The sequence below is a fragment of the Mycobacterium sp. 1165178.9 genome (genome assembly GCF_001673555.1).
Taxonomy (GTDB): domain Bacteria; phylum Actinomycetota; class Actinomycetes; order Mycobacteriales; family Mycobacteriaceae; genus Mycobacterium.
Genome location: NZ_LZMB01000004.1, coordinates 18509 through 39661, shown reverse-complemented (window position 1 = coordinate 39661; position 21153 = coordinate 18509). Strand labels below are relative to the sequence as shown.

At 68.3% G+C, this 21153-nt stretch carries 23 protein-coding genes; 6 read left to right on the top strand and 17 right to left on the bottom strand.

Annotated features, from left to right (window positions below; all coding sequences use genetic code 11):
* Positions 1–50: 50 nt before the first annotated feature.
* Together A5652_RS00345 and A5652_RS00340 are read right to left on the bottom strand one after the other, a co-directional pair.
* A complete protein-coding gene (locus tag A5652_RS00345) occupies positions 51–737 on the bottom strand; it encodes a TIGR02234 family membrane protein (protein WP_067345312.1) in 687 nt (228 codons plus the stop codon).
* Positions 730–2262 carry an anthranilate synthase component I gene (locus tag A5652_RS00340; RefSeq protein WP_067345310.1) on the bottom strand — a complete coding sequence of 511 codons (1533 nt, stop codon included), beginning with the start codon at positions 2260–2262 and terminating at the stop codon, positions 730–732. Before A5652_RS00340 ends, A5652_RS00345 begins: the two co-directional genes overlap by 8 nt.
* A gap of 72 nt (positions 2263–2334) precedes the next feature.
* Between A5652_RS00340 and A5652_RS00335 the strand changes: the two genes are divergently transcribed.
* The gene (locus A5652_RS00335; RefSeq protein ID WP_067345335.1) at positions 2335–2793 is read left to right on the top strand and encodes a peroxiredoxin; all 459 of its coding nucleotides are present in this window, start codon (positions 2335–2337) and stop codon (positions 2791–2793) included.
* A gap of 3 nt (positions 2794–2796) precedes the next feature.
* Here A5652_RS00335 and A5652_RS00330 read toward each other — a convergent pair whose 3' ends face one another.
* The 9 genes from A5652_RS00330 to hisD all read right to left on the bottom strand — a co-directional run bounded on the left by A5652_RS00330 (position 2797) and on the right by hisD (position 10551).
* On the bottom strand, positions 2797–3888 hold the full coding sequence (locus A5652_RS00330; protein WP_067345307.1) for a calcium:proton antiporter: 1092 nt from the start codon (positions 3886–3888) through the stop codon (positions 2797–2799).
* Positions 3889–4055: 167 nt separating this feature from the next.
* Entirely contained in the window at positions 4056–4403 is a 348-nt protein-coding gene (hisI, locus tag A5652_RS00325; RefSeq protein ID WP_067345304.1) for a phosphoribosyl-AMP cyclohydrolase, read from the bottom strand.
* A complete protein-coding gene (gene hisF, locus A5652_RS00320) occupies positions 4400–5188 on the bottom strand; it encodes an imidazole glycerol phosphate synthase subunit HisF (protein ID WP_067345301.1) in 789 nt (262 codons plus the stop codon). Before hisF ends, hisI begins: the two co-directional genes overlap by 4 nt.
* Before the next feature lies 1 nt (position 5189).
* Positions 5190–5990, bottom strand: a complete 801-nt coding sequence (locus A5652_RS00315; protein ID WP_067345298.1) for an inositol monophosphatase family protein — start codon at positions 5988–5990, stop codon at positions 5190–5192.
* Positions 5991–5996: 6 nt separating this feature from the next.
* A complete protein-coding gene (priA, locus tag A5652_RS00310) occupies positions 5997–6728 on the bottom strand; it encodes a bifunctional 1-(5-phosphoribosyl)-5-((5-phosphoribosylamino)methylideneamino)imidazole-4-carboxamide isomerase/phosphoribosylanthranilate isomerase PriA (RefSeq protein WP_067345296.1) in 732 nt (243 codons plus the stop codon).
* Positions 6729–6810: 82 nt separating this feature from the next.
* The gene (hisH, locus tag A5652_RS00305; protein WP_067345293.1) at positions 6811–7443 is read right to left on the bottom strand and encodes an imidazole glycerol phosphate synthase subunit HisH; all 633 of its coding nucleotides are present in this window, start codon (positions 7441–7443) and stop codon (positions 6811–6813) included.
* On the bottom strand, positions 7440–8060 hold the full coding sequence (gene hisB, locus A5652_RS00300; protein ID WP_067345290.1) for an imidazoleglycerol-phosphate dehydratase HisB: 621 nt from the start codon (positions 8058–8060) through the stop codon (positions 7440–7442). Before hisB ends, hisH begins: the two co-directional genes overlap by 4 nt.
* On the bottom strand, positions 8057–9208 hold the full coding sequence (locus A5652_RS00295) for a histidinol-phosphate transaminase (RefSeq protein ID WP_067345286.1): 1152 nt from the start codon (positions 9206–9208) through the stop codon (positions 8057–8059). Before A5652_RS00295 ends, hisB begins: the two co-directional genes overlap by 4 nt.
* On the bottom strand, positions 9205–10551 hold the full coding sequence (gene hisD, locus A5652_RS00290; protein WP_067345283.1) for a histidinol dehydrogenase: 1347 nt from the start codon (positions 10549–10551) through the stop codon (positions 9205–9207). Before hisD ends, A5652_RS00295 begins: the two co-directional genes overlap by 4 nt.
* Before the next feature lie 86 nt (positions 10552–10637).
* On the opposite strand from hisD, the gene A5652_RS00285 reads away from it, so the two are divergent.
* Positions 10638–11051, top strand: coding sequence for a nitroreductase family deazaflavin-dependent oxidoreductase (locus A5652_RS00285; RefSeq protein WP_067345280.1), 414 nt, complete (start codon positions 10638–10640; stop codon positions 11049–11051).
* A 117-nt stretch (positions 11052–11168) separates the two neighbouring features.
* On the opposite strand, the gene nadC is transcribed toward A5652_RS00285, so the two are convergent.
* From nadC to nadA, 3 genes are read right to left on the bottom strand one after another with little or no spacing between them, the layout of a single operon-like run.
* A complete protein-coding gene (gene nadC / locus A5652_RS00280) occupies positions 11169–12029 on the bottom strand; it encodes a carboxylating nicotinate-nucleotide diphosphorylase (protein ID WP_067345276.1) in 861 nt (286 codons plus the stop codon).
* A complete protein-coding gene (locus tag A5652_RS00275; protein ID WP_067345273.1) occupies positions 12026–13606 on the bottom strand; it encodes an L-aspartate oxidase in 1581 nt (526 codons plus the stop codon). Before A5652_RS00275 ends, nadC begins: the two co-directional genes overlap by 4 nt.
* The gene (gene nadA, locus A5652_RS00270; protein ID WP_067345270.1) at positions 13603–14652 is read right to left on the bottom strand and encodes a quinolinate synthase NadA; all 1050 of its coding nucleotides are present in this window, start codon (positions 14650–14652) and stop codon (positions 13603–13605) included. The genes A5652_RS00275 and nadA overlap by 4 nt, the downstream gene beginning before the upstream one ends.
* A 46-nt stretch (positions 14653–14698) precedes the next feature.
* On the opposite strand from nadA, the gene A5652_RS00265 reads away from it, so the two are divergent.
* Positions 14699–15424, top strand: coding sequence for an NUDIX domain-containing protein (locus tag A5652_RS00265; RefSeq protein ID WP_067345267.1), 726 nt, complete (start codon positions 14699–14701; stop codon positions 15422–15424).
* A gap of 160 nt (positions 15425–15584) precedes the next feature.
* Positions 15585–16925, top strand: coding sequence for a lipase family protein (locus A5652_RS00260; RefSeq protein WP_067345264.1), 1341 nt, complete (start codon positions 15585–15587; stop codon positions 16923–16925).
* Here the strand turns inward: A5652_RS00260 and A5652_RS00255 are convergent.
* Genes A5652_RS00255 through bioB form a run of 3 tightly spaced genes read right to left on the bottom strand, consistent with a single transcriptional unit; the run spans position 16920 to position 18879 of the window.
* Entirely contained in the window at positions 16920–17588 is a 669-nt protein-coding gene (locus tag A5652_RS00255; RefSeq protein ID WP_067345261.1) for a DUF2567 domain-containing protein, read from the bottom strand. The two genes, A5652_RS00260 and A5652_RS00255, sit on opposite strands and share 6 nt — an antisense overlap.
* Positions 17585–17812, bottom strand: coding sequence for a hypothetical protein (locus A5652_RS00250; protein WP_064883538.1), 228 nt, complete (start codon positions 17810–17812; stop codon positions 17585–17587). Before A5652_RS00250 ends, A5652_RS00255 begins: the two co-directional genes overlap by 4 nt.
* A 29-nt stretch (positions 17813–17841) precedes the next feature.
* Positions 17842–18879, bottom strand: a complete 1038-nt coding sequence (bioB, locus tag A5652_RS00245; protein ID WP_067345258.1) for a biotin synthase BioB — start codon at positions 18877–18879, stop codon at positions 17842–17844.
* A 134-nt stretch (positions 18880–19013) separates the two neighbouring features.
* On the opposite strand from bioB, the gene A5652_RS00240 reads away from it, so the two are divergent.
* Both A5652_RS00240 and A5652_RS00235 read left to right on the top strand, forming a co-directional pair.
* Positions 19014–19205 carry a hypothetical protein gene (locus tag A5652_RS00240; protein WP_067345256.1) on the top strand — a complete coding sequence of 64 codons (192 nt, stop codon included), beginning with the start codon at positions 19014–19016 and terminating at the stop codon, positions 19203–19205.
* Positions 19206–19317: 112 nt separating this feature from the next.
* Entirely contained in the window at positions 19318–21150 is a 1833-nt protein-coding gene (locus A5652_RS00235) for a hypothetical protein (protein ID WP_067345253.1), read from the top strand.
* Positions 21151–21153 lie beyond the last annotated feature (3 nt).

Genomic DNA, 21153 nt, shown 5'->3' with positions numbered 1-21153 from the left:
CCGATCGCGACGACGTCAATGAAGGGTAGCGGCCCGCGGCTTGCGGCCCGTCACCGACCCTCGGTGTCAGACTCACCTGCCCGATCGGTCGGGTCGCGTCCCTCGTCAAGCGCGTCCCAGATCATCCGCTCCGACATTCCCGGCGTCTCCGGCTCCTCCAGCATCGCCCCGTCGGCCTGTTTGCGTCGTGCAATCGACCGGCGCGTCGCCGGTGTCGCGTATTTCATTGCGCTCGACCGAGCCGACCCCGAGTCCGACGCCGACCGCATGAGGAGGACGGCGGCAACCAGCGTGCACGCCGCGGCGACCACCGTGATGCCCGCGCCCCAGTACCGTCGCTCGCTTCCGACCAGCGACATCACCGAGATATGCGCCAGCTCCGCGCCGCGGACCGCCACGTCGGGCAGCACCCATAGGCTGACCCCGAGGTAGCCGACTGCCAGACTGATCACCGCCAGCAGGCCCGCCAGCGCGCGCAGGAGCCAGCCCCGCACGGCGATGGCGGCGACGGCCGCGGCCAGCAGGAGCAACGCCAGCGGCAGCAGCGCCGTCGACCACGCCGCGCCAGCCAAGGTCACTTGCTTGGGCGGCCCCAGCCCGTCGAACGATCGGATGACGACCCACGGCAGGCGCGAGGCCACCCACAGTGTGCCGGCGGCGACCACCAGCGCTAATTGGGCAATACGGATCAGCCACCGGTTCCTCGGCCGTCCGGTGTCAGCGCCGGCCTCACTCATCGCCGACGGGTTCGGTCAGCGTCTCGGCGGCGGCGATCGCGCTGAGCACCGCGCGGGCCTTGTTGCTCGCCTCGGTGTACTCGTAGGGCCCGTTGGAGTCCGCGACTACCCCGCCGCCGGATTGCACGTACGCGGTGCCGTCGCGCATCAGGGCGGTGCGAATGGCGATCGCGAAGTCGGCGTTACCGGCGAAGTCCAGGTAGCCGACCACGCCGCCGTACAGGCCGCGGCGGGTCTTCTCCACCTCTTCGATGAGTTCCATGGCCCGTACCTTTGGTGCGCCCGAGAGCGTGCCGGCGGGGAAGCAGGCGGTCACCGCATCCAACGCGGTACGGCCCTCGCCGAGCGTGCCCGTCACCGTCGACACCAGGTGCATGACGTGGCTATAGCGTTCGATGTGGCTGTAGTCCTCCACGCGCACCGTGCCCGGCGCGCAGACCCGGCCTAAATCGTTGCGGCCCAGGTCGACCAGCATCAAGTGCTCGGCGCGTTCCTTCTCGTCGGCCAACAGCTCCTTTTCCAGCAGCTGGTCCTCCTCGTCGGTGCCCCCGCGCCACCGCGTTCCGGCGATCGGATGGGTGGTCGCGGTGCCGTCGGCGACGGTCACCAGCGCCTCGGGGCTGGAGCCGACGATCGAAAAGTCAGTTCCGCCAGCGTCATTCGGGACATGCAGCAGATACATGTAGGGGCTCGGGTTGGTGACCCGCAACATCCGGTACACGTCGATCGGATTGACGTGGGTGTCCATTTCGAACCGCTGCGAAGGCACCACCTGAAAGGCCTCGCCCGCGGCGATCTGTTCTACGAGGTAGTCGACGATCTTTCCGTACTCTTCGACGCTGCGCTGGGCGCGGTAGCGCGGCTCGGGGCGTTCGAACGTGCCGACCGTCGACGACAGCGGCTGGCCCAGCGCCGCCGTCATCACGTCCAGGCGCGCGATCGCGTCGTCGTAGGCCTCGTCGACCCGCTCGTCGGTCCCGTTCCAGTTCACGGCGTTTGCGACCAGCGTGATGGTGCCCTCGTGGTGATCGACCGCCGCCAGGTCGGTGGCCAGCAGCAGCAACATGTCGGGCAGCCGCAGGTCATCGACCGCCAGTTCGGGCAGCCGTTCCAGACGCCGGACCATGTCGTAGGCGAAGAATCCCACCATGCCGCCCGACAGCGGCGGCAGCCCCGGAACCGGTCCGGTGGCCAACAGCTCAATGGTTGCCCGCAAAGCCTGCAGCGGGTCGCCCCCGGTCGGTGCGTCCCGTGGCACCACACCCAGCCAGACGGCTTCACCGTCGCGCACAGTCAGCGCCGACGGAGCTCCTGCACCGATGAACGACCACCGCGACCAGGAACGGCCGTGTTCGGCGGATTCCAGCAGAAAAGTGCCTGGGCGGTCGGCGGCGAGTTTGCGGTAGGCCGACAACGGCGTCTCACTGTCGGCCAGCACCTTGCGGGTCACCGGGACCACGCGATGCTCGGCTGCCAGCTGGCGGAAATCCTCTCGTGAGGTCGTCGCGGCGAGGTGGGCGTGCACCGAACCATCCTCCCAGACGCGTTGCCGTGCTTCGGCCCAGCCTGACGCCGGCGGCGGCGTAGCGTGTCCGCCATGAAACCTGGTGACACCGTCGCGGACTTCGAACTACCCGATCAGACCGGGACGCCGCGCAAGCTCAGCGAGCTGCTTTCCGGTGGGCCCGTGGTCCTGTTCTTCTACCCGGCCGCGATGACACCCGGTTGCACCAAGGAAGCCTGTCATTTCCGCGACCTGGCCTCCGAATTCGCCGCGGTCGGGGCCAACCGGGTGGGTATCAGCGCCGACGCCGTGCAGAAGCAGGCCAAGTTCGCCGACATGCAGAAGTTCGACTACCCGCTGCTGTCGGACCCCGACGGCACCGTCGCCACCCAGTTCGGTGTCAAGCGCGGCCTGCTCGGCAAGCTGATGCCCGTCAAACGCACGACATTCGTCATCGACACCGACCACACGGTGCTCGAGGTGATCTCCAGCGAGTTCAACATGGACACCCACGCCGACAAGGCGCTGGCGACGCTGCGGACTCGCACGTAACCGTCAGGGATTGATCGCCAAAAACACGTAGGCGGCCAGCAGCACCAGGTGCACCTCGCCCTGCAGGCGGGTCGCCCGGCCGGGCACCACCGTCAACATGCTGATCACGACGGTCAGGGCAAGCAACACCAGCTGGATGGCGCCGAGGCCGAGCACCAGCGGCCCTTTGAGCCATATCGACGCCAGCGCGATCGCCGGGATGGTGAGCCCGATGCTGGCCATCGCCGAGCCGTACGCCAGGTTCAAGCTGATCTGGATACGGCCCTTTCGCGCCGACCGCGCCGCCGCGAGCGTCTCGGGCAGCAGCACCAGCGCCGCGATGATCACACCCACGAACGACTGCGGCAAGCCCGCCACCACCACCGCGTGTTCGACGGCCGGGGATTCCTCCTCGGCCAGGCCGACCACCGCCACCAGGGCGCAGAGCAGCAGCACCAGGCTGCTCAAGGCCTGCCGCCGGGAGGGTGGATCCGCGTGACTCTCGTCCTCGAACACGCGTTTTTGGCCCTTCTGCGCGATCGGCAGAAAGAAATCGCGGTGCCGCATGGTCTGGGTGAACACGAACAGCAGGTACACCAAGAGCGTTGCGATCGCGGCGAAGGCAAGCTGGCTAGGGGTGAACTCCTTGCCCGGGTGCCCGGTGGTGAAAGCGGGCAAAACCAGGCTCAACGTGGCCACGGTCGTGACCGACGCCAGTGCGGCTCCGGCGCCTTCCGCATTGAACAGCGTCACGCCGTAGCGCCGGGATCCGAGCAGCAGCGACAAACCGGCGATCCCATTGGTGGTGATCATCAGCGCGGCGAACGCGGTGTCCCTGGCCAGCGTCGCGGCCTCATTGCCGGCGGACGTCATCAGGGTGACGATGAGGGCCACCTCGATGATGGTGACCGCGGCGGCGAGGATCAGCGACCCGAAGGGCTCACCGACCCGGTGTGCGACCACCTCCGCGTGATGCACCGCGGCGACCACGGCGCCGACGAGGAACAGCGCAGCGACCCCGACAAGTACCGGTCCCAGTTTCTCGCCCCAGATCGCTGCCAGCACGACGACGGACAGCACCGGCACAACGGCGTTCCAGGACAACCATTTCGACATTGACTGCCATTCTTATCGAAGTCGTGCGCCCACTGCTGCGGAAGTGACCCCAGACACGCCTGGCCACGCTTGTCCGGTCCCACACCGCCGCCGCCCGGCGGGAATGCACACGCGCCGCGCTGCCCGCGCCCAACGGACTCAATGCGCTGCGGAGCTGATTCGGCGGGTCAGCGCTCCGGCGCCAGCAGCATGTCGGCGTCGAAGCAGCTGTGATCGCCGGTGTGGCAGGCCCCGCCGACCTGGTCGACCGTCAGCAGCACGGTGTCGCCGTCGCAGTCCAGGCGCACCGAATGAACATATTGGGTGTGGCCGGACGTCGCTCCCTTGATCCATTGCCGGCCGCGGGACCGTGAAAAATAGGTTGCCTCACGGGTTTCCAGGGTTCGGGCCAGGGCGGCGTCGTCCATCCAGGCGACCATCAGCACGTCACCGCTGCCGCGCTCCTGTACCACGGCGGTGAACAGGCCGTCGGCGTTGCGCTTCAGCCGCGCGGCAATCTGGGGGTCGAGGGTCATCGCACGGTGATCCCTTCTGCGGCCATGGCGGCCTTCACCTCGCCGATGGTCAGCTCCCGGAAATGAAACACGCTGGCCGCCAACACCGCATCGGCGCCGGCCGCGATGGCGGGTGCGAAGTGTTCGGCTGCCCCGGCGCCACCGCTGGCGATGACCGGCACCGTGACCGCAGAGCGCACGGCCTGCAGCATCTCCAGGTCGAATCCGGCTTTGGTGCCGTCGGCGTCCATCGAGTTCAGCAGGATCTCACCCACTCCGAGATCGGCTCCGCGCGATGCCCACTCGACCGCATCGAGCCCGGTGCCGCGGCGCCCGCCATGGGTGGTGACCTCCCAGCCCGACGGCGTCGGCACCGCGCCCGGGGGCACCGTGCGGGCATCGACCGAGAGGACGATGCACTGAGAGCCGAACTGCCGCGCCATTTCGGCCAGCAGCTCGGGCCGGGCGATCGCGGCGGTGTTGATCGAAACCTTGTCGGCGCCCGCACGCAGCAATACGTCGACGTCGGCCACGGTGCGCACCCCGCCGCCGACGGTCAGTGGAATGAAGACCTGCTCGGCGGTACGGCGCACCACCTCGAGCATGGTGGCCCGTCCCGACGAGGATGCGGTCACGTCGAGAAAGGTCAGCTCATCGGCGCCTTCGGCATCATAGGCGGCCGCAAGCTCTACGGGATCGCCGGCGTCCCGGAGGTTTTCGAAGTTGACGCCTTTGACCACCCGGCCGCCGTCGACGTCCAGGCACGGGATCACACGCACCGCAAGGCCGTTGGGGTCAGGGGGCATCTCAGTAGTCCTCCGGCCGTCCGGTGGCGCGCAGGATTTCGAGGATCTCGGCATGCGCGGCGGGACCGGCTGCCAGCGCGGAATCCGATGCGGGAGTCCACGGCTCCCCGGCCAAATCGGTGACGAAGCCACCGGCGGCCCGGACCAGCGCTACTCCGGCGGCATGGTCCCACACGTGGCCACCGAAACTTATTGCCGCACCGAGTATTCCGTCGGCGACGAACGCAAGGTCGAGTCCGGTGGAGCCGTGCATACGCAAACGCGATGAGACCCGGCTCAGGTTCTCCAACAACGCGATTCGATAGCGTCCGGGGAATCGGCCCCGGGCGTCCGCGCTGAACGACCCGGCGCCGACCAGGGCGTCGGCCAGGTCGACGGAGGTCAGCGGCGGTTGCGGCACCCCATTCTTGCGTAACGGACCGCCCGCCACCGCGGTGTAGCGCTGGTCCATGAAAGGCAGCCAGGTCAATCCGGCCACCGGTTCGCCGTGACGCAGCAGGCCGAGCAGGATGCCGGCCATCGGCGATCCGGCAGCGTAGTTGAAGGTGCCGTCCACCGGATCCAGGACCCACACCCATGGCGAGTCGACGGCCGAGCCGCCGAATTCCTCGCCGTGTACCCCGATTCCGGTGGACTCTACGAGTGCCGCGACCACCTGCCGCTCGATCGCGAGGTCGACATCGGTGGCAAAGTCGTTGCCCTTTTTGCGGACCGCGGAATCGGCGCGATGACCGGCAAGGAACGGCTCGACCGCGTCGTCGAGAATCGCCGACGCCTGCGCCACCAACGTGTCCACGTCCATGCGGTGCTACTCCGCCACCGCGGAAAGCGCCTGGGGCAAGGTGAATCGTCCCGCGTAGAGGGCCTTGCCGACGATGGCGCCCTCGACCCCGCGCTCCGTGAGGGTGGCGATGGCACGCAGGTCGTCGAGGCTCGACACGCCACCCGAGGCGATCACAGGGGCATCGGTGCGCTCGGCAACGGACGCCAGCAAGTCCAGATTAGGGCCGCCCAGCGTGCCATCCTTGGTCACGTCGGTGACCACAAACCGCGAACAACCTTGCCCGTCAAGGCGTTCCAGCACTTGCCATAGATCACCACCGTCGGTTTCCCAGCCTCGCCCGCGCAGCCGGTGCTCACCGTCGACGATCTGCACGTCCAGACCAACGGCGACCTTCTCACCGTGTTCGCTGATCGCCCGGGCGCACCACTGCGGGTTCTCGAGGGCCGCCGTGCCCAGGTTCACCCGGGCGCAGCCGGTGGCCAGGGCGGCGGCTAGCGAATCGTCGTCGCGTATGCCGCCGGACAGCTCCACCTGCACGTCGAGCTTGCCGACCACCTCGGCAAGCAGTTCGCGGTTGGAGCCGCGTCCGAACGCCGCATCCAGGTCGACCAGATGGATCCATTCAGCACCGTCGCGCTGCCAGCTAAGCGCGGCGTCCAGTGCCGAGCCGTATTCGGTTTCACTGCCCGCCTTGCCCTGCACCAGACGCACGGCGCGGCCGTCGACCACGTCGACCGCGGGCAACAAGATCAACACATCTCCTCCTGTGTGCCGAGATTGCAACGCGTCACGTGCATCCCCGACTTGTGCTCGGTAGAAAGCGCTCTCGCGAGGACCTTCACAGTCCCTGGACCCAATTGCTCAACACGGCCGCGCCGGCATCCCCGCTCTTCTCCGGGTGGAATTGGGTGGCCGATAGCGGCCCGTCCTCGACCGCCGCCAGAAACGGGCCCTCGTGGCTGGCCCACGTCAGCACCGCATCGGGCGAACCCTCCCACTGCTGTGCGGCGTAGGAGTGCACGAAGTAGAACCGGGTGTCGGCATCGAGCCCTTTGAACAGCACGGTGCCGGGCCCGGATTCGACGACATTCCACCCCATGTGCGGAATGACCGGCGCCTGCAGCCGCGTGACGTATCCCGGCCACTGACCGCATCCCTGCGTCTCCACACTGAATTCGACGCCGTGGGCGAACAGGATCTGCATGCCGACGCAGACGCCCAGCACCGGCCGACCGGCGGCGACACGCTCGGCGATGATCCGCTCACCGCCGATGCCGCGTAGCCCAGTCATGCAGGCCTCGTAGGCGCCCACGCCGGGCACCATCAATCCGTCGGCGGCAGCCGCGGCATCGGCATCGCCGGTCACCTCGACCGACGCGCCGACCCGCTCGAGGGCGCGCTGAGCCGACCGCAGGTTGCCCGAGCCGTAGTCGAGGACAACTACTTTCTTCGGGTGGTTGAGCGCCGTCACAGAACCCCTTTGGTGGACGGCACATCCGAGACCCGAGGGTCGGATTCGACCGCCTGGCGCAGCGCGCGGGCAACCGCCTTGTACTGCGCTTCGGTGATGTGGTGCGGGTCGCGCCCGTATAGGACGCGCACGTGCAGCGCGATCCGCGCGTTCATGGCCAGCGATTCGAACACGTGCCGGTTGATGACGGTGTGATAGGGCACCGAGTTGCCGGCAATAGTGGTGTGCTGCAAGTGATCCGGCTCTCCGCTGTGCACGCAGTAGGGCCGGCCGGACACGTCAACCGCGGCGTGGGCCAGCGTCTCATCCATCGGGATGAAGGCGTCGCCGAACCGGCGGATGCCCCGTTTGTCACCCAGGGCCGCGCCGAGCGCCTGGCCCAGCGCGATGGCGGTGTCCTCGATGGTGTGGTGTCCCTCGATCTCGACGTCGCCCTTGGTGCGTACGGTCAGGTCGAAGCTGGCGTGACTGCCCAGGGCCGTGAGCATGTGGTCGTAGAACGGCACGCCCGTGTCGATGTCGACCTGGCCGGTGCCGTCGAGGTCGAGTTCGATGACGATGTCGGATTCCTTCGTGCGGCGCTCGATGCGCGCACGGCGGGTAGCGGTCGCTGTCACGGTGCTCCTACGGGGCTGGGGGTAACTGGTGCCAGTTCGGTGGCGGCGATCCGGGCGCTGGCGCGCAGGAAGGCGTCGTTCTCGTGCGCAAGTCCGGTCGTCGCGCGCAAGTAGCCCGGGATTCCGACGTCGCGGATCAGCACGCCGACATCCAGATAGCGCTGCCAGGCGGCGGGCGCGTCGGCGAATTCCCCGAACAGCACGAAGTTCGCGTCGCTGGGAATCACCCGAAAACCCATGCCCATCAGAGCGGTTGAGACACGTTCGCGTTCGGCGATCAGCGTCGCCACACTGCCCAGCGTGTCGTCGGCGTGCCGCAGCGCGGCGCGTGCGGCGGCCTGGGTGAGCACCGAGAGGTGATACGGCAACCGCACCAGCAGCATCGCGTCGATCACCGCCGGGGTCGCGATGAGGTAGCCAAGGCGGCCGCCGGCGAATGCGAACGCCTTGCTCATGGTGCGCGAGACGACGAGCTTGGTCGGATACTCCCCCACCAGTTCCACCGCGCTGGGCTGCGAAGAGAATTCGCCGTAGGCCTCATCGACGATCAAGATGCCGGGCACCGCGTCGAGCAGCCGGCGCAGGTCCGGCAGCGAAACACTTTGCCCGGACGGGTTGTTCGGGCTGGCTACGAATACCACATCGGGCCGGCGGTCGGTGATGACCGCCACGGCGGCGTCGACATCCAGGCTGAAGTCGTCGGCTCGGGCGGCCTGCAGCCATTCGGTGCGGGTGCCGTCGGAGATGATCGGGTGCATCGAGTAGGACGGGACGAACCCGATGGCGGTGCGCCCGGGCCCCCCGAACGCCTGCAGCAGCTGTTGCAGGATCTCATTGGAACCATTTGCCGCCCAGAGGTTCTCGGTTCCCAGCCGAACACCGGTCTGGGCGCTCAGGTAGGCGGCCAGGTCGGTGCGCAGGGCCACCGCGTCGCGGTCGGGGTAGCGGTGCAATTCGGCGGCGACCGCGCCCACCGACCGCACCACGTCGTCCACCAGTGCCTTGCTGGGCGGGTGCGGGTTCTCGTTGGTGTTCAGCCGCACCGGGACGTCCAATTGCGGTGCGCCGTAAGGCGATTTACCGCGCAAGTCGTCGCGCAGCGGCAGGTCATCAAGTGTCGGTTGGCGCGTGGTCCTCCCGGTGCTCATCGCTCGAACCTCCGCCGCACCGCTTCGCCGTGTGACGGCAGGTCTTCGGCCTCGGCCAGCGCGATCACATGCCCGGACACGTCTTTCAGTGCCGCCTCGGTGTAGTCGACCACGTGGATGCCGCGCAGGAAGGTCTGCACGGACAGGCCGCTGGAATGCCGCGCGCTGCCGGCGGTCGGCAGCACATGATTGGACCCAGCGCAGTAGTCACCCAGGCTCACCGGCGCATACGGGCCGACGAAAATGGCTCCGGCCGATCGGATTCGGCGCGCTACGGCGGCCGCATCGACGGTCTGGATCTCCAGGTGTTCGGCGGCATAGGCGTTGACGACTTCGACTCCGGCGTCCAGGTCGTCGACGAGGATGATGGCCGATTGGCGTCCGCCGAGCGCTGCCGTCACCCGCTCGCGGTGCACGGTCGTCTGCAGCTGGGCGGCCAGCTCGGCGTCGGTGGCGGCGACCAGGTCCGCGCTGGGGGTGACCAGCACGCTGCCCGCCATCTCGTCGTGCTCGGCCTGACTGATCAGGTCGGCGGCCACATGCGCAGGATCGGCGGTGTGATCAGCCAGGATGGCGATTTCCGTCGGGCCGGCTTCGGCGTCGATCCCCACGCGAGACCTGCACAACCGCTTGGCGGCGGTGACGTAGATGTTGCCGGGTCCGGTGATCATGTCGACGGGCGCCAGCTCGGCGCCGTCGAGATCGGTGCCGCCGTAGGCCAGCAACGCGACCGCCTGCGCGCCGCCCACCGCCCACACCTCGTGAACCCCCAGCAGGCGGGCGGCGGCCAGGATCGTCGGGTGCGGCAGGCCGCCGAACTGGGCCTGCGGCGGGCTGGCCACCACCAGCGAGGCGACGCCGGCGGCCTGGGCCGGCACCACGTTCATCACCACGCTGGAGGGGTACACGGCGTTGCCGCCAGGCACGTAGAGCCCCACCCGGTCGACCGGGACCCACCGCTCGGTGACCGTCGCGCCCGGGCCAAGGGTGGTCGTGACGTCGGTGCGGCGCTGGTCGGCGTGCACGGCGCGGGTGCGTTCGATCATCACCCGCAACGCGTCGGCCACGCCCGCGTCCAACCCGGCCAGGGCCTTCTCGAGCGCTGCATCGGGCACCCGGACTGCCGGGGGCCGGACCCCATCGAAGTCGGCCCCGAACTCCAAAGCGGCTTCGGCGCCGCGCTCGGCAACGGCCTGCACGATCGGCCGGACCTTGGGCAGCACCGTCTCCACGTCGGCGCCGCCGCGGGGCAGCGCCGCCCGCAGTCGGGCAGCCGTCAACTCCACGCCCCGCAGGTCGATGCGGGCCATCGGCGACGGTTGGATGGTGGTCACGGTGTCCATTGTCCCAGAGGAACTCAAGTCGATATCCGACCGGTACAGTGCCGGTATCGAGGCCATACCCCGCATTGCCGACCCAGGGAGCCGCCGTGTCCGCCAAGGATCACCCCAACAATGCCCCTGGCGTCCCGATGGTTTTCCCGCCCTGGTTCGAGCGTTTCCAGATCAAATACGTCAACCCGGCGCTCAGGCCGATCGCGCGGTACCTGCCCGGCACCGCGACGATCAAGCATCGTGGCCGCAGCTCCGGCAAGCCCTACGAGACGATCGTGACCGCTTATCGCAAGGGCAACACCCTGGCGATCGCGCTGGGCCACGGCAAGACGAACTGGGTGAAGAATGTGCTGGCCGCCGGCCAGGCGGACGTGGAATTCAGCCGCAACCGAACGGTGCACCTGATCAACCCGCGGATCCTGCCCGCCGGCTCGGATGGGGACGGCCTGCCGGGGATGGCGCGCATGCAGCTGCGCCGGATCGGGGTGTTCGTCGCCGACATCGCCTGAGGCCGTTTGGCCGCCGGCTCGGCGTCCAGTGTGCGCTGGCGGCGTTCAGGGTGCGCTCAAGGCGGCGACACGCCGAAAAGCGGCGCCCACGATGCACACTCGACGCGGCCGAACGCGCTACATATCGAGACCGATGTCCAAGACCCGCACCGAGTGCGTCAGCGCGCCGACGGCCAGGTAGTCCACCCCGGTCCCGGCGTAGGCGGCCGCATTCTCCAGGCTGAGCCCGCCCGACGATTCGAGCAGCACCGCGGGTGCGCGCGCGTCGCGGCGCTGCACGGCCATCTGCGTCTGCCACACCGGGAAGTTGTCCAGCAGGACCAGCTCAGGCTTTTCGGGCAGCACTTCGTCCAGCTGTTCGAGTGAATCCACCTCCACCTCGCAAGGCAGCTCCGGTGCCGCGTCGCGCACCGCCCGCAGCGCGTTGACCACCGACCCCGCCGCCACCACGTGGTTGTCCTTGATCAGGGCCGCGTCGCCGAGTCCCAGCCGGTGGTTCACGCCGCCGCCGACGCGGACCGCGTACTTCTGCAACCCGCGCAGGCCAGGCAGGGTTTTGCGGGTGTCGCGCACCTTGGCCTTGGTGCCGCGAACGGCGGCCACCCAGTGCGCCGTCGTGGTGGCGATCCCGGACAAGTGGCAGATCAGGTTCAGCATGGTCCGCTCGGCGGTCAGCAGTCCGCGCGTTTCGGCTCGTAGCGTCAGCACCGGCTGACCCGGCTCCACGTGGGTCCCGTCCTGGACGCGGTCGATCACCTCGTAGCCGCGGGCACCGAGCACCTCGTCGAGCACCAGCAACGCGATGTCGATGCCCGCGATCACGCCGGGCTCGCGGGGCACCATGGCCGCGGTCGCAATCGTTTCGGCGGGCACCGTCGCCAGGGTGGTGACGTCGGGTCCGTAACGGAGGTCCTCGGCCAGGCCGCGCTTGATGGTTTCGCGGGCCGCGGTCAGTTCACAGTCGGACATCGTGGTCATACGACCGCCGCCAGCGCCTCCACCAGCACCGTGTTCTCGTCGTCGCTCAGGCGCAGCACGTTGCTGCGCCCCAGCTCGGACGCGGTCTGCGGGAATTCCTCGCGGTGATGGCAGCCCCGGCTCTCGGTGCGGGCCAGGGCGGCGGCCGTGACCGCGCGGGCGGCCACGGCCAGCGCGACATCCTCGAAGTCGCGGCGGCCGGACACCGGGCGGATCCGCGCCTCTGACAACGCGGTGGACAGCCGGGTCAGCCCGGCGGCGTCGCGCACCACCGACGCGTCCCGGCTCATCGCGCGCTGCAGTTCGGCGCGCTCGGGCGCGGTGTGCACGACCGGCTCGGGCGCGACGGCGTGCACACGCCCTGTTGTCGCGGCATGCGCGGCCGCCAATTTGCCGGCCCGCCCGCCGACCACCAAGCCTTCCAGCAGGCTGTTGGACGCCAGCCGGTTGGCTCCATGCAGTCCGGTGCGCGCCACCTCGCCCGCGGCGAACAATCCGGGCAGCTCGGTTTGGCCGTACACATCGGTGACGATGCCGCCACAGCTGTAGTGCGCACCGGGGACCACCGGAATGGGTTGCCGGACGGGATCGATGCCGGCGGCCCGGCAGGCCGCCGTCACCGTCGGGAACCGGTTGGCGAAGTCGCCGATGTGGCGGGCATCGAGGAAGACGCAGGCATCGCCGGTGGCCTTCAACCGTGCGTCGATGGCCCCGGCGACGACGTCGCGGGGGGCCAGATCTCCCATCGGATGAACACCGGCCGTCACCGAATTACCTTGCCGGTCAACCAGTTTCGCGCCCTCACCGCGGATGGCCTCGGTGACCAGCGGACGGCGCCCACTGGCGGCGTCGGGCGCGAAGAGCATCGTGGGATGGAATTGGATGAACTCGAGATCGCTGACAGCGACACCGGCCCACAGGCCCAGCGCGAGTCCATCGCCGGTGGAGCCCTCGGGATTGGTGGTCGCGCCATACAGGTGCCCGAGTCCGCCGGAAGACAGGATCACCGACGGCGCGCTGATGATTCCGCACCCGTTCGCGGTGCCGACCAGGACACCGGTCACGCCCGCATCGTCGCGCAGAATCCGCAGCGCGACATGGCCGGCGCGGATGTCCAACATGCGCGCGGCGTGGTCAAGCGCGCGCTGTACTTCCGCACCGGTCGCGTCGCCGCCGGCGTGCACGATGCGGCGCCGGGAGTGTCCACCCTCACGGGTCAGCGCCCACTTGCCGGGCGCTGATTCGTCGAATCGTGCTCCGTCGCCGACCAATTCGGCGACCGCCGCGTACCCGTCGGCGACGATCGAATAGACCGCCTCGGGGTCGCACAGACCCGCGCCCGCGACAACGGTGTCGGCGACGTGGGCTTCCACCGAGTCGTCGTTGTCGGGCAGCACCACCGCGATGCCGCCCTGCGCATAGTGCGTCGCGGTCGCCCCGCGAGCCTGGTCGGCCTTGCTCAGCACCACGACGCTGCGCCCGGCGCGGTGTGCCGCCAGCGCGGCGGCCAATCCCGCGACGCCGGTGCCGATGACGACGACGTCGGAACTATACGTCCACTGGGGGCGGGCGGTCATTCGCCACCGCCCGGCTGGCCGATTTCGATCATTCGCTGCACGCTGCGCCGCCCGGCGGCGGCGACATCGGGGTCTACGTCGACTTCGTCGGCCCCCTCGATCAAGCAGCGCAGCAGCGCCGCCGGGGTGATCATCTTCATGAACTTGCAGGAGGCCCGATCGTTGACCGCGCGGAAGTCGACTTGCGGTGCGGCCCGGCGCAGTTGATACAACATGCCGACCTCGGTGGCGACCAGCACCTTGCGTGCGTTGGTCTGGTTGGCGGCCTCCAGCATGCCGCCGGTGGACAGGATCTTCACCCGGTCCGGCGGGAAGGCGCCCTCGCCCGCGAGATACAGCGCCGAAGTGGCGCAACCACATTCGGGATGCACGAAGAGCTCCGCATCGGGATTGGCGCGGGCCTGCTCGCCGAGTTCGTCGCCGTTGATCCCCGCGTGCACGTGGCATTCGCCCGCCCACACATGCAGGTTCTCCCGACCGGTCATCCGGCGCACGTGTGCGCCGAGAAATTGATCCGGGCAGAACAACACCTCGCGGTCCGGGTCGATGGACTCGACGACCTCGACCGCGTTCGAAGAGGTGCAGCAGATGTCGGTGAGCGCCTTGACCGCCGCCGTGGTGTTGACGTAGGAAACGACGACCGCGCCGGGGTGTTCGTCCTTCCAGGCGCGCAGTTCGTCGGCGGTGATGGAGTCCGCCAGCGAGCATCCGGCGCGCTGGTCCGGGATGAGCACCGTCTTGTCGGGGCTCAGGATTTTCGCGGTCTCGGCCATGAAGTGCACGCCACAGAACACGATGGTGTCCTCGGGCGCCTCGGCGGCGATCCGCGACAGCGCCAGCGAGTCGCCCACGTGATCGGCGACGTCCTGGATTTCGGGCAGCTGGTAGTTGTGCGCCAGTACGGTGGCGCCGCGCAGCTTGGCCAGGCGGCGAACCTCGGCGGCCCATTGCTCATCACCGGCCACACCGGCGTACCCGGTGGGTGAATTCGTGATGTCGGCAACCATGCTTTCGGCGAGCGTGTCCATGCGATTGATAACCGTCATGGCGGCTCCTTTCAGCCCAGGAGGTTTTCGACTTATAATCGAAAACATGGCCCATGGTAGCACCGCCCACGAAGTGCTCGCGGTCGTGTTCCAGGTTCGCGGGGTGACCGGACAGGCTACGAAGGGACGCCACACCGCGAAACCGCAGCTGAACGTGCTGTTATGGCAGCGCGCTAGGGAGCCGCAGCAGGGTAAGTGGTCGCTGCCGGGCGGGCAGCTGCGCAACGACGAGGACATGATCACCTCCGTCCGGCGGCAACTCGCCGAGAAAGTCGACCTCAAAGAGCTGGCACACCTGGAACAGCTCGCGGTGTTCTCCGATCCGCACCGGGTGCCGGACACCCGGATGATCGCGTCGACCTTCCTGGGCCTGGTGCCCTCCCCCGCCAGCCCCGAGCTGCCGCCGGACACCCGCTGGCATCCGGTGAACTCCCTGCCGCCGATGGCCTTCGACCACAATCAAATGGTGGACAACGCCCGCACCCGGCTGATCGCCAAGCTCTCCTACACCAATATCGGCTTCGCTTTGGCGCCAAGGGAATTCGCGCTTTCCACGCTGCGCGACATCTACGGCGCCGCGCTGGGCTATCAGGTCGACGCGACGAACCTGCAGCGAGTGCTGGCCCGGCGCGGCGTGATCACGGCGACCGGCACCATCGCGCAGTCAGGGCGCAGCGGCGGACGTCCGGCCGCGCTATATCGGTTCACCGACGCGGCGCTACGGGTGACCGACGAATTCGCCGCGCTCAAGCCGCCGGGCCTTCCTGGCTAGGCTGATGGAAAAGCGTCGTCGGGCGACGCGCGGGCGAATTCACTTGATTAGCGCTCTGACCTGGCCAATGTGACGAGAAGTCGCTCACAATGCGGCGATTACGTTTTGGTTACCTGCCGTTCGTGCGCGAGAATGCCGGGTGGCCACGAAGGGAGCCTCAATGGCTGAGCTCGGCAACCTGGCAGGCACGCACGGCGCGGAATGGATCGCCCGGCCGCCACACGAGGAACTGCAGCACAAGGTGCGTCCGCTGCTGCCCTCGGACGACCCGTTCTACCAGCCGCCGCTGGGTTTCCAGCACGCCGAGCCCGGCACCGTGCTGCGCTCGCGCGACGTCGAGTTGGCGTTCCTCGGGCTGATCCCGCAACCCATGAAAGCCGTCCAGCTGCTCTACCGGACCATGGACATGAACGGCGAGCCGGAGGCCACCGCCACGACGGTGATCGTCCCCGCCGACCTCGCGCCGGGTCAGTCGTGCCCGCTGTTGTCGTACCAGTGCGCGATCGACGCCGTCTCGTCGCGCTGTTTTCCCTCCTACGCGCTGCGGCGCAGGGCGAAGGCCTTGGGCGCCATCGGCCAGTTCGAGCTCTTCCTGATCACCGCCGCCGTCGCCGAGGGGTGGGCCGTCTCGGTGCCCGACCACGAGGGCCTGCGCGGCTTGTGGGGAGCGCCCTATGAACCCGGCTACCGCGTGCTCGACGGCATCCGGGCCGCGCGGAGCTCGGAGCGCCTGAACCTGTCCTCGTCGGCCCCAGTCGGGCTGTGGGGATACTCCGGCGGCGGACTGGCCAGCGCATGGGCCGCCGAGATGTGCGCCGAATACGCGCCCGAACTGGACATCGTGGGGGCAGTGCTGGGCTCACCCGTCGGGGACCTCGGTAACACCTTCCGCCGGCTCAACGGCAGCTTTCTGTCCGGGCTTCCCGCGCTGGTGGTAGCCGCGCTTGCGCACATCTATCCCGACCTGGACCGGGTGATCCGGGAGCACACCAGCGAGGAGGGGCGCGCCCTGCTCGACTCGCTGGAGAAGATGACGACGGTGGAAGCCGTGGTGCGGATGGCCGGCAAGAACATGGGCGACTACCTCGACGAGCCGCTCGAGCAGATCCTGTCCACCCCTGAAGTCACCTACGTCTTCGACCACATCAAGCTGGGTGCCGCGGTCCCGACACCCCCGGTGCTGATCGTGCAGGCAGTGCACGACTACCTGATCGACGTGCACGACATCGACGTGCTGGCCGATGCGTACTCCGCCGGCGGCGCGCACGTCACCTACCACCGCGACGCCTTCAACGAGCACATGATGCTGCATCCGCTGTCAGCGCCGATGGCGCTGCGCTGGCTGACGGATCGCTTCGAAAGCCGCCCGCTGACCGAACACCTGATCCGGACCACGTGGCCGACGATGTTCAACCCGATGACCTACGTCGGCATGGCCCGGCTGATGAAGATCGCGGCAAAGGTGGTCACGGGCCGCAAGATCGGCCGTCGTCCGCTATGACATGGGCGCTTCCGCGGGGCCTCCACCCGCCACGGGCAGCGCTTCGGAAAACCTAGGCTGCGGCGGAAGCGCACCCAGGTCGTCGCGGGCGTCGGCGGCCGCACGCACGGCGTAGATCAGGGCCGCGATACCGGCCGGCCACGACAGGGTCATCGCGATCTGCAGCGGGCCGTCCGAGAAGAACACCGGCGGCGCCTGCACGACGTAGGCGACCGACGGGCTGTTCGTCAGCGGTACCGCGTCGAAGTTCAGGGCACCGTAGCTCAGCCGAACCAGCCCGGCCCCCACCGCCGAGGCCGCGGTGGCCGCCGCCACCATGCCGCTCGACAGGGCGATCACCATCGCCGGCCCGCGGTGCTCGCGCCACTGCCACACCCCGACCGAGGCCACCGCCGCCAGCACGGTCAACAGCCCCAGCATCAGGGCCGGCGCGACGAAGAACTGCTCGGACTCGTTACCCAGATAGTCATGAACGCGCTCACCCGAGCGGGTGAGCGCCACCACGGCGTGGATCGGCGGGGCGATCCACGCCCACGCTCCGCCGATCACCACACCGGTGACCGCGGACCCCAAGACCACGACCAGGAGTGCGCGCGTTCGCGCCCGCCGGGAAACGTCGGACGCGGCGCCATCCACGGCGTCCGACTTGGCCGGGTCGGTCACCGCTGCGTCTCCAGATCACCGGAATCGACCTCACCGTGCCGCGAGCAGCGCGCCCGCCAGCCGTCGGGCCGGACCTGCACCACCATCCGGCGCCCACACGCCGCGCAGAACCGGGGAGGCTCGAGACCCAGCTGAGCCGCTGTCGGCACTGAGGTGCCCCCTAATTCCCCGGTGTAGACGTTGTAGACGCCGGCGCTCACCGCAGCGCCCAGATCGCCAACCACAAGTCTCCAACCCTAGCCGCGACAGCCGCCTACAAGCTGGCGTTTAGCCCCTTGAGGGGCATCTGCAGATCGTCCAGCAATTCCAGGTCTGATTCGGCGGGACGACCCAGCGTCGTCAGGTAGTTGCCCACGATCACAGCGTTGATGCCGCCCAGGATGCCCTGCTTGGCACCCAGGTCTCCCAGCGTGATCTCGCGGCCACCGGCGAATCGCAGCATGGTGCGCGGCAGGGCCAGACGGAAGGCGGCCACAGACTTCAGCGCCTCGCTCGCCGGCATGACCTCCAGGTCGCCGAACGGGGTTCCGGGCCGCGGGTTGAGGAAGTTCAGCGGCACCTCGTCGGGGCCGAGTTCGGCCAGCTCGGCGGCGAATTCCGCGCGCTGCTCGAGGGTCTCACCCATGCCGAGGATGCCGCCGCAGCAGACCTCCATGCCGGCGTCACGGACCATCGACAACGTGTCCCAACGCTCCTCCCAGCTATGGGTGGTCACGACGTTGGTGAAGTACGAGCGGGCGGTCTCGAGGTTGTGGTTGTAGCGGTGCACGCCCATCTCGGAGAGCTGCTCGACCTGATCGGCCGTCAGCATCCCCAGCGAGCAGGCGATGTTGATCTCGACTTCGTTTCGGATCGCTTCGATACCGGCCGCGACCTGGGCCAACAGCCGCTCATCGGGGCCGCGCACCGCCGCCACGATGCAGAATTCGGTGGCACCGGACTTTGCGGTCTGTTTGGCCGCCTCGACCAGGCTGGGAATGTCCAGCCGGGCGCTGCGCACCGGCGACGCGAACAGGCCCGACTGCGAGCAGAAGTGGCAGTCCTCCGGGCAGCCACCGGTCTTGAGGCTGATGATGCCCTCGACCTCGACCTCGGGGCCGCACCAGCGCATCCGCACCTCGTGTGCCAGCGCCAGCAATTCATCGAGCCGGTCGTCGGACAGCTGCAGCACCCGCAGCACCTGCTCCCGGTTCAATCCCTGGCCGTCCTCCAGCACCTGCTGCCGGGCCACCGCCAAGATGTCCTCGTCGTTGCCGGTTTCGGCCGTCGGTCGAGTTGCCGCTTGCGTCACCAGGTACTCCCCTGCCTCTTTTTCGTGTCCGCACGTGGGGACACACCTGCCACATGGTGATGGCAGCGATGAATGAAAAGTGTTCAAAGTAGGGTAACGGCCGAAGTACACGACCTACCTATGGGTATACGACCATGGTGACTTTCCACGCCGAAATCCTGGCGCACCACATGCTGCTATTGGCGGCGCCGGCGTTCCTGCCTGCGGTGATCGTGGTGGGGGTCATCTTGTACATCGCACTGCGCGACCGACGCGCGGGCCGCAACGCCACGCGTTCGGTAAACGACGGCTCCCAGCCCGACACGCCCGACAAAAAGCGTGATTGACGAGCCCTGCGTCGGGGCATTAAACAAACAATCACGTACCTACTTGGCGGTAATAAGCGGTTGAGGGAATCGGATCCTCCGGGGCAGCCCGGCGCGGTTGGGAGGCACGACGATGCGGTCGAATGAAATGACGATTCTTGCCGAGTCACCGGCACGCGGTGCGGGGCTGAACCAGGTGATCGGGCTCTCGATCGCCGCGCTGGTGATCACGCTGCTGATGCTGTGGGTGGGCCATGCCCATCGCACCCGTCGCATCACCTGGTTGACCCGCCTCGCCGACAAGCTCGGCGAGAAGTTCCACCGGCCCGGCTGGGTCGCCCTGCCGGTGCTGGTGTTCACCACCTCGATCATCTGCGCGCTGTTCGGTTTCATCTGGGACGTCAGCTGGCATATCGGCAACGGCCGCGACCCGGGGCCGTTGGCCAACCCCGCGCACTACTTCATCATCATCGGACTGTTCGGAATCTTCGTGGGCGGAATGACGGCCGTCGTCCTGCCGTATGACCAGCCAGGCCCGGCGGCGGTGCGCATCACGCAGAACTGGCGCGCACCGGTCGGGGGTGTGCTGATGGCCGGCTGCGGGCTGTACGCGATGATCGGGTTCCCGCTCGACGACATCTGGCACCGAATCTTCGGCCAAGACGTAACCCTTTGGGGCCCAACGCATTTGATGATGATCGGCGGTGCCTGTTTCTCGTTGTTCGCGGTGCTGATGCTGGAGCGCGAGGGTGAGGCCGAGGAAGGCGAAGACGTCTACCACGGCGTCTTCATCACCTTCCTGCGTTACCTGTCCTTCGGCGGGTTGTTCATCGGCCTGTCGGTCTATCAGATCGAGTTCGATTTCGGCGTCCCGCAATTCCGCCTGGTGTTCCAACCCATGCTGATCGCCGGCGCTTCAGCCCTGGCGGCGATCGCTGCCCGCATCACCATGGGACGAGGCGCGGCCCTGATCTCGGCCGTCTTCGCCATCGCCCTGCGTGGTGGTGTCGCCTTTCTGGTCGGGCCGATACTGGGCGCGCCCATCAACTGGTTCCCGCTCTACCTCGGACCCGCGCTGGCAGTCGAGCTGGTCGCGCTGACCCCGCTTTTCAAGCGCCCCATCCTGTTCGGCGCCGTCGCCGGGCTGGGGGTGGGCACGGTCGGGCTTTGGCTTGAGTCGCTGTGGATCGCGGCGGTCTACCACTACCCCTGGCCGATGAGCATGTGGCCCGAGGCCCTGGCCACGGCCGTGCCGGTGGCGGTCCTGATGGGTATGTGCGGCGCCATGTTCGGCATGGTGCTCACCGGGCAGCGCCTCCCCGGACGCGCCATCGGCATTTCGGTGATCGTCGTGACGGTGTTGGTGATCGGCGGCGCCGTGGCCAACGGCTTGCACATCGTGGTGCCCAGCAAGAACAACGCCACCATCACGTTGACCGATCTGCCCAGTCCGCCAGGGCAGCGCATGGTGTCGGCCGACGTCCAACTTCTGCCCTCCGACATGGTCAGCGACAATCCGGACTGGCTGACGATCCTGTCCTGGCAGGGGCGCATGAATAACGACCGCGGCCTGGCCATCGACCGGCTCGCCAAGGTCGGGCCGGGGCACTACCGCTCCACCCAGCCGGTCCCGGTGTGGGGGGAATGGAAGACGCTGCTCCGGGTCCAGGACGGCCGCACGATGACGGCCGTGCCGATCTGGGAACCGGCGGACGCCGCCATTCCGGCCCCCGAGGTCCCGGCGCTGGCATCGAGCACGCGTCCGTTCGTCCTGGAAGTCACCATCCTGCAGCGCGAACGCGACCAGAGCGCGCCTGCCTGGTTGTTTACCGCGGGCGGGATCGTGGTGCTGTTCCTGACGCTCATGGTGATCGCCGGATTGACCTGGGGCGCCGGCCGGCTCAACAACTCCCTCGCCGAGCCGGAACCCGTGGAAGACAAGCAGCCGATTCCGCGGGCGGCGTAGGTC

What these genes read in the sequence shown, in the direction of transcription:
- A5652_RS00345 (WP_067345312.1), bottom strand. Translation starts at nt 737, where the DNA reads ATGAGTGAGGCCGGCGCTGACACCGGACGGCCGAGGAACCGGTGGCTG.
- A5652_RS00260 (WP_067345264.1), top strand. Translation starts at nt 15,585, where the DNA reads ATGGCTGAGCTCGGCAACCTGGCAGGCACGCACGGCGCGGAATGGATC.
- hisI (WP_067345304.1), bottom strand. Translation starts at nt 4,403, where the DNA reads ATGACCCTCGACCCCCAGATTGCCGCGCGGCTGAAGCGCAACGCCGAC.
- hisF (WP_067345301.1), bottom strand. Translation starts at nt 5,188, where the DNA reads ATGCCCCCTGACCCCAACGGCCTTGCGGTGCGTGTGATCCCGTGCCTG.
- nadA (WP_067345270.1), bottom strand. Translation starts at nt 14,652, where the DNA reads ATGACGGTTATCAATCGCATGGACACGCTCGCCGAAAGCATGGTTGCC.
- A5652_RS00335 (WP_067345335.1), top strand. Translation starts at nt 2,335, where the DNA reads ATGAAACCTGGTGACACCGTCGCGGACTTCGAACTACCCGATCAGACC.
- A5652_RS00330 (WP_067345307.1), bottom strand. Translation starts at nt 3,888, where the DNA reads ATGTCGAAATGGTTGTCCTGGAACGCCGTTGTGCCGGTGCTGTCCGTC.
- hisD (WP_067345283.1), bottom strand. Translation starts at nt 10,551, where the DNA reads ATGGACACCGTGACCACCATCCAACCGTCGCCGATGGCCCGCATCGAC.
- A5652_RS00275 (WP_067345273.1), bottom strand. Translation starts at nt 13,606, where the DNA reads ATGACCGCCCGCCCCCAGTGGACGTATAGTTCCGACGTCGTCGTCATC.
- A5652_RS00295 (WP_067345286.1), bottom strand. Translation starts at nt 9,208, where the DNA reads ATGAGCACCGGGAGGACCACGCGCCAACCGACACTTGATGACCTGCCG.
- A5652_RS00315 (WP_067345298.1), bottom strand. Translation starts at nt 5,990, where the DNA reads ATGGACGTGGACACGTTGGTGGCGCAGGCGTCGGCGATTCTCGACGAC.
- A5652_RS00235 (WP_067345253.1), top strand. Translation starts at nt 19,318, where the DNA reads ATGCGGTCGAATGAAATGACGATTCTTGCCGAGTCACCGGCACGCGGT.
- A5652_RS00240 (WP_067345256.1), top strand. Translation starts at nt 19,014, where the DNA reads ATGGTGACTTTCCACGCCGAAATCCTGGCGCACCACATGCTGCTATTG.
- A5652_RS00265 (WP_067345267.1), top strand. Translation starts at nt 14,699, where the DNA reads ATGGCCCATGGTAGCACCGCCCACGAAGTGCTCGCGGTCGTGTTCCAG.
- nadC (WP_067345276.1), bottom strand. Translation starts at nt 12,029, where the DNA reads ATGACCACGATGTCCGACTGTGAACTGACCGCGGCCCGCGAAACCATC.